The sequence below is a fragment of the Burkholderia sp. Ac-20345 genome (assembly GCF_017104825.1).
In the GTDB taxonomy this organism is placed as follows: Bacteria; Pseudomonadota; Gammaproteobacteria; order Burkholderiales; family Burkholderiaceae; genus Burkholderia; species Burkholderia lata_B.
Genome location: NZ_JAAGPO010000283.1, coordinates 1 through 9,991 on the forward strand (window position 1 = coordinate 1; position 9,991 = coordinate 9,991).

The following is a 9,991-nucleotide window of genomic DNA, read 5'->3' on the forward strand; positions in this document are numbered from 1 at the left end:
TCGCGCTCGCGACACTCGCCGGCCACCGCCGTGATGCGCTGTGGCAAGCGGTTGCCGCGGCCCCCGAACGCGACCTGCTCGCGACCGCGCCGATCGACGAACCCGAGAAGCCCGCACTCGGCGCGCCGTCGGAAGCCGACGATATCCTCGCCGACTATCACACCACCGGCCTCACGCTGAACCGCCACCCCGTCGCGCTGCTGCGGCCCGAACTGCGCGCGCGGCGGCTGTCGTCCGCGGCCGAACTGCACGACCGGCCCGACGGCCGGCTCGCACGCGCGTGCGGGCTCGTGACCGCGCGGCAGATGCCGGGCACCGCGAAAGGCGTGATGTTCATGACGCTCGAGGATGAAACGGGCTGCGTGAACCTGATCGTCCGGCCCGAGCTGCTCGCGCGGCAGCGCCGCGAAACCCTCGATTCGCGGCTGCTTGCCGCGTCTGGCGTATGGCAGGTCGCGAGCGACGTGAGGCACCTCGTCGTGCAGCACTTCGAGGATCTGACGCCGCTGCTGGGCGGCCTGCGCACGTCGAGCCGCGAATTCCATTGACGCCCCGTGGGGGGGCGGCGCGCCTGCCGTCATCCGTGCATACCAGTCGGCTCAACTGGTTCTATTCAGGTCTCATATTCGCTCCCAAAACCTGGCCGAACCGAGCACTGGAACTGTCCCCTTGCATACCAATCCGGGTAAATCCCTATCCTTCACTTCGTTGTAAACAAAGGGTTTGTCGGAACTAAAACGCTTGCCGGGCAAGGCTTTCGGCGATTTCCGCACCGCTAATACCAGTTCGTTGACTGGTATTATGGTGGTTATATAATGCCCTCACTTTCGACGGCCTGCGGTCGTCGTCCGACACCCGGAGGCACATGGAAACCGGCTGGTCCGAACTGGCGCCCGATCCCCTCAGCGACACGCCGCTCTATCTGCAACTCGCCCGCAATCTGGCGAGCGCGATCCACGCCGGCGCGTGGCGGGCCGGCGAGGCGCTGCCGTCGGAGCGGCTGCTGTCGGTGTCGGTCGGCGTGTCGCGGATCACGGCCCGTCGCGCACTCGCGCTGCTGGTCGAGCAGGGGCTGATCAAGCGGGCGCGCGGGGCAGGCAGCTTCATCACGCCGCGCGTCGCCGATCCGCTGTCGCGTCTCGTCGGCTTCACCGCGAAGATGCAGCAGCGCGGCTTCGTGCCCGATTCGGTGTGGCTGTCGCGCACGCTGCGCGCGGCAAACCGCGACGAGATCACGCGTCTCGGCCTCGCGCCCGGCGCGACGGTGGCGCGGCTCGAACGGCTGCGCCGCGCGGACGGCATCGTGATGGCCGTCGAGCACTCGACGCTGCCGGCCGCGGTGGTGCCCGATCCGCAGGTGCTCGGCGCATCGCTGTACGAATACCTCGAAGCGCGCGGCATGACGGTCGTGCGCGCGCTGCAGCACTTTCGCGCGGCGAACGCGACGCACGCGATCGCGAAATGGATGGCGGTGAAGCCGGGCTCGGCGCTGCTGGTGATCACGCGGATCGGCTATGGTGCCGACCAGCGCGCGATCGAAGTGAGTGAAACGTATTGCCGCGACGACTACTATGACTTCGTCGCCGAACTGAAACGCTGACGCGCGAGACTCCCCGCGCGCGGCAAGCGTGAAGTAACGACACGAATTTGCAAATCACGACGCGGATGCCCGCGTCACCAGATCATCAAGAGAACGTCATGCTGACTGGAAACATCCTTACCCCCGACGGCTGGATTCACGGTTCGCTCGATAGCGAGAACGGCCGCATCACGACGCTCGACGGCAAGCCCGTCGATCCCGCGAAGAACGACGCGCCTTACATCCTGCCCGGCTTCATCGACCTGCACGTGCACGGCGGCGGCGGCGCCGACGTGATGGAAGGCGGCGACGCGATCGAGACGATCGCCCGCACGCATGCGCAATTCGGCACGACGAGCCTGCTCGCGACGACGATGACCGCGCCGCGCGACGAGCTGATGAAAGTCGTCGGCAACCTCGGCAGCGTCGCGCGCACCCGCACGCCGGGCGGCGCGCGCGTGCTCGGCGTGCACCTCGAAGGCCCGTACATCAACCCGGGCAAGCTCGGCGCGCAGCCCGACGCGGCCGTGTCGGCCGTGCTCGACGAAGTGCTGAAGTACCTGTCGATCGCGCCGATCCGCGTCGTCACGCTCGCACCGGAAATCGCCGGCCATATCGAGATCATCGGCGAGATGGCCGCGCGCGGCGTGCGCGTGCAGCTCGGCCATTCGCTCGCGACCTACGACGACGCGGTGGCCGCGCTCAAGCACGGCGCATGCGGCTTCACGCACCTGTTCAACGCGATGTCGCCGCTGCATCACCGCAACCCGGGCCTGGTGGGCGCGGCGCTTGCTCATGCCGAATACGCGGAAATCATCCCCGACCTGCTGCACGTGCACCCGGGCGCGATTCGTGCTGCGCTGCGCGCGATCCCGCGCCTGTACGTCGTGACCGACAGCACGTCCGCAACGGGCATGCCCGACGGCGAATACCGGCTCGGCAGCCAGCACGTGACGAAGTGCCTCGGCGGCGTGCGCCTCGCCGACGGCACGCTCGCCGGCAGCACGCTGACGATGGACCAGGCGCTGCGCAACCTCGTGTCGCTCGGCCTGCCGATCGCCGACGTGTCGAACCGGATGTCGCGCTACGCGGCCGACTACCTCGGCGTCACCGATCGCGGCCGCCTCCAGCGCGGCGCATGGGCCGACCTCGCGGTGTTCGATCGCGACCTGAACCTCACCGCGACCTACGTCGAAGGAGAATCGATTGTCGAATATGCTTAAGGAAGCGCGCGAGTCCGCCCAGGTCGTCGCCGCGCAGATCGCCGACACCACGCGCGTCGAAGCGCTCGCCGGCCAATTGCTCGATCACCCGCCGGCCGTCGCGCTGACGGTCGCGCGCGGCAGCTCGGATCACGCCGCGAGCTATTTCGCGAGCCTGACGATGAGCCGCCTCGGCGTGCCGGTCGCGTCGCTGCCGATGTCGGTCGCGACGCTGCAGCAGGCGCCGCTGAAGGTACAGGACCAGCTCGCAATTGCCTTCTCCCAGTCGGGCAAGAGCCCCGATCTCGTCAATACGATGGCCGCGCTGCGCGAAGCCGGCGCGCGCACCGTCGCCGCCGTGAACGTGCTGCCGTCGCCGCTCGCCGACGCATGCGAGCACCAGTTGCCGCTGCTCGCCGGCCCCGAACTGTCTGTCGCCGCGACCAAGAGCTATATCGCGATGCTGTCGCTGTCCGCGCAGATCGTCGCGTACTGGCAGCGCGACGCCGCGCTGATGACCGCGCTGCGCGGCCTGCCCGACGTGCTCGCGCAGGCCGGCCGGCTCGACTGGTCGCAGGCCGTTGCCGCGCTGGCCGGTGTCGAGCGGATGATCGTGATCGGCCGCGGCCTGGGCCTCGCGATCGCGCAGGAAGCCGCGCTGAAGCTGAAGGAAACGTCCGGCATCCAGGCCGAGGCGTTCTCGAGCGCCGAAGTCCGTCACGGCCCGATGGAGCTGATCGACCGCGACTATCCGCTGCTCGTGTTCGCCCCGCGGGGGCCCGAGCAGGCCGGCCTGCTGCAGCTCGCCGCCGATATGCGCGCCCGCGGCGCCGCCGTGCTGCTCGCGGCGCCCGCCGGCACGCCCGGCGCGACGCTGCCGCTCGCGCAATCCGCCCATTCGGCGCTCGACCCGATCGCCGCCATTCTTTCGTTCTACGTGATGGCGGCGGATCTCGCCGTTGCGCGCGGCCGCAATCCCGACACGCCGCGCCACCTGAACAAAGTCACCGAAACGCACTGATAGCCGAGACAGCCGATGAGACGCGCCGAGGAGTCCCAGTTGAAGAGCCCCACCCACGATCAGATCGTCCTGCTAGCCCCGTTGACGGGGCCGATCGTCGCGCTGGCCGACGTGCCCGATCCGGTGTTCTCCGGCGGGATGTTCGGCGACGGCATCGGCATCGACCCGCTCGCGGGCCAGCTCGTCGCGCCGTGCGCGGGCGTCGTGTCGCATCTCGCGCGCACGGGCCACGCGGTGACGATCACGACGCCGCAAGGCGCGGAAGTGCTGCTGCACATCGGCATCGACACCGTCGAGCTGAACGGGCAGGGCTTCATCGCGCACGTCGAGGCCGGCGCGCGTGTCGAGGCGGGCACGCTGCTGATCGAGTTCGACCAGGATGCGGTGGCGCGCAGCGCGCATTCGCTCGTGTCGGTGATCGCGATCGCAAACTCGGATGCGTTCGAGGTCGTCGACCGCGCCAGCGGCTTCGCGACGGCCGGCGAGACGCCGTTGCTCGCGCTGCGCGGCAAGGGCGAAGCGGCCGTGCAGGCGGCGCAAACCGGCGCCGCGGCGCAGAACGAAGTGCGCCGTGAAATCGTGCTGGCGCAACCGGGCGGCCTGCATGCGCGGCCGGCCGCGCGGGCACGCGAAGCCGTGCGCGGGTTCGACGCGACCGTCGACGTGCTGTTCGACGGCCGCAAGGCATCGATCGCGAGCGTCGTCGGCCTGCTCGGCCTCGGCGCCGGCGAAGGCGCGACGGTCGAACTGGTCGGCCGTGGCGCGCATGCGCAGCAGGCTGTCGATGCGGTCGAGCACGAGCTGCTGCGCGAAGCGCACGGCGAAGTGGAGGAAAAACCGGCGCGGCTGAGGTCGCCCGCACCGCAGATGGTTGCAAACAAAGTCGGCGCCCCCATCGATCCGAACACGCTCGCGGGCGTGTGCGCCGCGCCCGGCATCGCGGTCGGCACGCTGGTGCGTCTCGACGATGCGGAAATCGTGCCGCCCGAGCAGGCCTCCGGCACGCCGGCCACGGAAAGCCGCCAGCTCGACCAGGCGCTGAAGGCCGTCGACGCAGAACTCGACGAAACGGTGCGCAACGCATCGGCGCGCGGCGCGGTCGGCGAAGCGGGCATTTTCGCGGTGCATCGCGTGCTGCTCGAGGACCCGACGCTGATCGACGCGGCGCGCGACCTGATCAGCCTCGGCAAGAGCGCGGGCTTCGCATGGCGCGCGACGATCCGCACGCAGATCGACACGCTGTCGAAGCTCGACGATGCGCTGCTCGCCGAACGCGCGGCCGACCTGCGCGACATCGAGAAGCGCGTGCTGCGCGCGCTCGGCCACACGAACGGTGCCGCGCGTGCGCTGCCCGACGAGGCCGTGCTCGCGGCCGAGGAATTCACACCGTCCGACCTGTCGTCGCTCGATCGCCAGCGCGTGACCGCGCTCGTGATGGCGCGCGGCGGCGCGACGTCGCACGCGGCGATCATCGCGCGGCAGCTCGGCATTCCGGCGCTGGTCGCGGTCGGCGATGCGCTGTACGCGATTCCGGACGGCACGCAGGTCGTCGTCGATGCGAGCGCGGGCCGGCTCGAACATGCACCGACCGCACTCGATGTCGAACGTGCGCGGCACGAGCGCCAGCGCCTGGACGGCGTGCGCGAGGCGAACCGGCAACTGGCCGGTGAAGCCGCCGCGACGGTCGATGGCCGCGCGATCGAAGTCGCCGCGAACATCGCGACGCTCGACGACGCGAACACCGCGGTCGACAACGGCGCCGACTCGGTCGGCCTGCTGCGCACCGAACTGATGTTCATCCATCGCCAGGTCGCACCGTCCGTCGTCGAACACCAGCAGAGCTACCAGTCGATCGTCGACGCACTGCAGGGCCGCACGGCGATCATCCGCACGCTCGACGTCGGCGCCGACAAGGAAGTCGACTACCTGACGCTGCCGCCCGAACCGAACCCGGCGCTCGGCCTGCGCGGCATCCGCCTCGCGCAGGTGCGCCCCGATCTGCTCGACGACCAGTTGCAGGGCCTGCTCGCGGTGAAGCCGTTCGGCGCGGTGCGCATCCTGCTGCCGATGGTCACCGACGCGGGCGAACTCGTGCGGCTGCGCAAGCGCATCGACGAATTCGCGCGTGCACAGGGTCGCACCGAGCCGATCGAGGTCGGCGTGATGATCGAGGTGCCGTCGGCCGCGCTGCTGGCCGACCAGCTCGCGCAGCACGCGGATTTCCTGTCGATCGGCACCAACGACCTGACGCAGTACACGCTCGCGATGGATCGCTGCCAGGCCGACCTGGCCGCGCAATCCGACGGCCTGCATCCGGCCGTGCTGCGCCTGATCGACATCGCGGTGCGTGGCGCCGCGAAGCACGGCAAGTGGGTTGGCGTGTGCGGCGCGCTCGGCGGCGATCCGCTCGCGGTGCCGGTCCTGGTGGGCCTCGGCGTGACCGAACTGTCGGTCGACCCCGTATCGGTGCCGGGCATCAAGGCGCGTGTGCGCCGTCTCGATTACCAGTTGTGCCGTCAGCGCGCGCAGGATCTGCTCGCGCTCGATTCGGCACAGGCGGTAAGGGCAGCAAGCCGCGAGGTCTGGCCGCTCGACTGAGCGTCGACGGCAGGTTCGCGACCGGTTTCAAGACGAAAGCAATTAGGTCAACGACGATTAACGACGAGACAAGGATTGGAGGACTGAATGAACGGGAATCCGTTTCTGAAAATACAGGGCCTGGGCCGGGCGCTGATGCTGCCGATCGCGGTATTGCCGGTTGCCGGCATCCTGCTGCGACTCGGCCAGCCGGACGTGTTCAACATCAAGATGATCGCCGACGCCGGCGGTGCGATCTTCGACAACCTGCCGCTGCTGTTCGCGATCGGCGTGGCGGTCGGGTTCGCGAAGGACAACAACGGCGTGGCTGCGCTCGCGGGCGCGATCGGCTACCTGATCGAAACCGCGATCATGAAGGACATCGATCCCAAGCTGAACATGGGCGTGCTGTCCGGGATCATCGCGGGTGTGGTCGCGGGCCTGCTGTACAACCGCTATAAAGACATCAAGCTGCCGGACTACCTTGCGTTCTTCGGCGGCAAGCGATTCGTGCCGATCATCACGGGCCTGGTCTGCGTGATACTCGGCATCGCGTTCGGGTACGTCTGGCAGCCGGTCCAGCATCTGATCGACGCGGCCGGCCAATGGCTGACGACGGCGGGCGCGATCGGTGCGTTCGTGTTCGGCTTCCTGAACCGCCTGCTGCTCGTCACGGGCCTGCACCACATCATCAACTCGCTCGCGTGGTTCGTGTTCGGCAACTTCACGCCGCCCGCCGGCGGCGAGATCGTGCACGGCGACCTGCACCGCTTCTTCGCGGGCGACCCGACCGCGGGCACCTTCATGGCCGGCTTCTTCCCGATCATGATGTTCGGCCTGCCGGCCGCATGTCTCGCGATGCTGCACGAAGCGCCGAAGGAGCGCCGCGCGATGGTCGGCGGCCTGCTGTTCTCGATGGCGCTCACGTCGTTCCTGACCGGCGTGACCGAGCCGATCGAATTCAGCTTCATGTTCCTCGCACCGGTGCTGTACGTGATTCACGCGGTGCTGACGGGGCTGTCGCTCGCAATCTGCCAGATCCTCGGCGTGAAGCTCGGCTTCACGTTCTCGGCCGGCGCGATCGACTACGTGCTGAACTACGGGCTGTCGACGAAGGGCTGGATCGCGATTCCGCTCGGCATCGCGTACGGCGCCGCGTACTACGGGCTGTTCCGCTTCTTCATCCGCAAGTTCAACATGGCGACGCCGGGCCGTGAGCCGGCATCGGCCGATGCGGCCGAGGAGTCGTACGCGTCGGGCGGCTTCGTCGCGCCGGCTGCCGCCGCACCGCGCGCGCAGCGCTACATCGCCGCGCTCGGCGGGGCAGGCAACCTGTCGGTCGTCGACGCGTGCACGACGCGCCTGCGCCTGACCGTCGTCGATCCGGAGAAGATCTCGGAGCCGGAACTGAAGTCGATCGGCGCGCGCGGCGTGCTCAAGCGCGGCGGCAACAGCGTGCAGGTGATCATCGGACCTGAAGCAGACATCATTGCCGACGAGATGCGTGCGGCAATCGGCAGCGGCGCGGCAGGCGCAGCATCGACTGCGACGGCTGCCGCGGCACAGCCCGTCACGGGCGCGGCCGCCGGCCCGCTCGATCCGGAGCCGACGCGCTGGCTCGCGGTGTTCGGCGGCGCGACCAACGTCGTGTCGCTCGACGCGATCGCGACCACGCGCTTGCGTGTGGTCGTGCGCGATCCGTCGGCGGTCGATCGCGATCGTCTCGGTGCGCTCGACGTCGCGTGGGTGTCGCTCGACACGTTCCACATCGTCTGCGGCAACGCGGCGGCACGCTATGCCGAACAGCTCGGCGCGCGCCTGCCGCCGTCGGGCAGCGGGGCGGCCGTACAACCGGCCTGACGCGATGAAGCCGGCCTGATCCGCGATGCGGGTTCGGGCCGGCCGGCAAAACGAAAACGGCTTGCGATGCGTCGCAAGCCGTTTTTCTTTGGTGCGGGCGATAGCGCGATGCAAGTGTCCGCATCGCGCGTCGCCTGGTTACTCAGACGTTCAGGGATTCGTCAGCGTGAAGGTCGGCTTCCGGTAGCCGACGCCGGCCCGGTCGAGCTTCGGCAGTTCGCGTTGCGTGAGCAGCGTCGCGAAGCCGGCCCAGTCGCGTTGCAGCGCGGCCGTGTCGACGTGATGCGTATCGCCGCGCTTGAAGCGCACGCCGGCCGCATACGGCAGCTCCCAGTCGGCGCGGTGCCAGGCGCGCTCGGCCAGCGCAAGCAGCCGCGGATAGGCCATGTATTCGAGGAAGGTGTCGTTGCGCATCACCTCGCCCCACGCCTGCCCCTGCATGCCTTCGAGGCGCGGCGCGGGGCCCGTGCCCGTGACCTCGAACGTGTTGCCGTCACGGTCGCCCATCACTTCGGCGTTCTGCGGCAGGTTCTCGGGCGCGAGCGAGAACACCTTGTACTCGTCCGTCGCGTGCGAGCCCCAGTAGTAGCCGCGCTCGCGCGGGTTGAGCGTGTACGGGAAGTCGAAGTACAGGTAGTCGGGCAGCGCGAGCACCGTCTGGTAGCCCTTGCCGCTCAGGTCGCGCGCGCTGTCCGATGCGCCCCAGAAGATCGTGTCCCACAGCGACACCATCACGTGGCGCGTGCTGAAATCCTGCGGCCCGTTCGCATGCTTGATGCCGTCCTGCCACGCGGCCATCGTGTCGATCCCGTTCGCGTTGACCGCCGCGCTCACCTGTTGCGCGAAACGCGTCGGCAGCTCGTCGATCGACTTGATCTCGCCGCGCTGGAGCAGCGCCGTGCACGCGGGCGAACGCGCCCACGGCTTGTCCTGCGCGGCGAGATCGATGCGCCCCTTGTTCGGATCGGTGCCGTTCAGCGGCTGGAAGCCCCCGCCGAGGAAGATGTTCTTCGCCTCGTCGCCGCCGTAGTGCCAGGTGTGCAGCGGCGCCTGCGCGTCCGCATGCATCGCCGCGATCTCGCGGATCACCTTCGACGCGAAATTGAGCGCGCCCGGCACGCACGGGTTCAGGTCGCTGCGCCGGTCGTAGAACTGCACCGTCGTCAGGTTCGACGTGTCCTGCGGATCGAGCAGCCGGTATGCGTTCGCTTCCTGCTCGCGGCCGGCCGCATGCAGCCGGTTGTAACGTGCCTCCATCGTCACGACGGCCGCGCGCGCATGCGCGGGCATGTCGATCTCCGGGATGATCTCGACGAAATGCGCGGCCGCGTAGCGCACCAGTGACACGTAGTCGTCGCGGCTCAGGTAGCCGCCGCCCGAGCGGTTGTCCGGGCCGGAGCCGAGTTGCGGCAGCAGGCAGCGCATCTCGCTCGGGTCGTGGCAGCGGCGCGAGCCGATCGCTGTCAGCTCGGGCAGGCCGGGAATCTCGATGCGCCAGCCCTCGTCGTCGGACAGATGCAGGTGCAGGCGGTTGAGCTTGTACGCGCTCATCTGGTCGATCAGGCGGCGCAGCGTCGCCGGGTGCTTGAAGTTGCGCGCGAGATCGACGTGCATCCCGCGATGCGTGAAGCGCGGCGCATCCTCGATGAGCATCGCCGGGATCGGTCCGCCGCCGGCGGGCACGAGCGAGTAGAGCGTCTGCACGCCGTAGTAGAGGCCGGCGCGATCGAAGCCTTCGATCAGCACGCCGCG

At 69.1% G+C, this 9,991-nt stretch carries 7 protein-coding genes; 6 read left to right on the forward strand and 1 reads right to left on the reverse strand.

Annotated elements, in window-relative coordinates:
* The 6 genes from G3O06_RS44105 to nagE form a co-directional block, all read left to right on the forward strand.
* Nucleotides 1–548 (forward strand): OB-fold nucleic acid binding domain-containing protein (locus G3O06_RS44105; RefSeq protein ID WP_346779594.1); only part of this gene is annotated, 548 nt, incomplete at its 5' end.
* A gap of 317 nt (nt 549–865) precedes the next feature.
* The gene (locus G3O06_RS44110) at nt 866–1,600 is read left to right on the forward strand and encodes a GntR family transcriptional regulator (RefSeq protein WP_043187255.1); all 735 of its coding nucleotides are present in this window, start codon (nt 866–868) and stop codon (nt 1,598–1,600) included.
* A gap of 98 nt (nt 1,601–1,698) precedes the next feature.
* A complete protein-coding gene (gene nagA / locus G3O06_RS44115; protein ID WP_174971575.1) occupies nt 1,699–2,802 on the forward strand; it encodes an N-acetylglucosamine-6-phosphate deacetylase in 1,104 nt (367 codons plus the stop codon).
* Entirely contained in the window at nt 2,795–3,802 is a 1,008-nt protein-coding gene (locus G3O06_RS44120; RefSeq protein WP_174916247.1) for an SIS domain-containing protein, read from the forward strand. The genes nagA and G3O06_RS44120 overlap by 8 nt, the downstream gene beginning before the upstream one ends.
* Before the next feature lie 15 nt (nt 3,803–3,817).
* On the forward strand, nt 3,818–6,400 hold the full coding sequence (ptsP, locus tag G3O06_RS44125; protein WP_205819835.1) for a phosphoenolpyruvate--protein phosphotransferase: 2,583 nt from the start codon (nt 3,818–3,820) through the stop codon (nt 6,398–6,400).
* 87 nt (nt 6,401–6,487) lie between these two features.
* Nucleotides 6,488–8,239, forward strand: a complete 1,752-nt coding sequence (nagE, locus tag G3O06_RS44130; RefSeq protein WP_205819836.1) for an N-acetylglucosamine-specific PTS transporter subunit IIBC — start codon at nt 6,488–6,490, stop codon at nt 8,237–8,239.
* Between the two features lie 150 nt (nt 8,240–8,389).
* Here the strand turns inward: nagE and G3O06_RS44135 are convergent.
* Nucleotides 8,390–9,991 (reverse strand): family 20 glycosylhydrolase (locus G3O06_RS44135; protein ID WP_205819837.1); only part of this gene is annotated, 1,602 nt, incomplete at its 5' end.

What these genes read in the sequence shown, in the direction of transcription:
- G3O06_RS44110 (WP_043187255.1), top strand. Translation starts at nt 866, where the DNA reads ATGGAAACCGGCTGGTCCGAACTGGCGCCCGATCCCCTCAGCGACACG.
- nagA (WP_174971575.1), top strand. Translation starts at nt 1,699, where the DNA reads ATGCTGACTGGAAACATCCTTACCCCCGACGGCTGGATTCACGGTTCG.
- G3O06_RS44120 (WP_174916247.1), top strand. Translation starts at nt 2,795, where the DNA reads ATGCTTAAGGAAGCGCGCGAGTCCGCCCAGGTCGTCGCCGCGCAGATC.
- ptsP (WP_205819835.1), top strand. Translation starts at nt 3,818, where the DNA reads ATGAGACGCGCCGAGGAGTCCCAGTTGAAGAGCCCCACCCACGATCAG.
- nagE (WP_205819836.1), top strand. Translation starts at nt 6,488, where the DNA reads ATGAACGGGAATCCGTTTCTGAAAATACAGGGCCTGGGCCGGGCGCTG.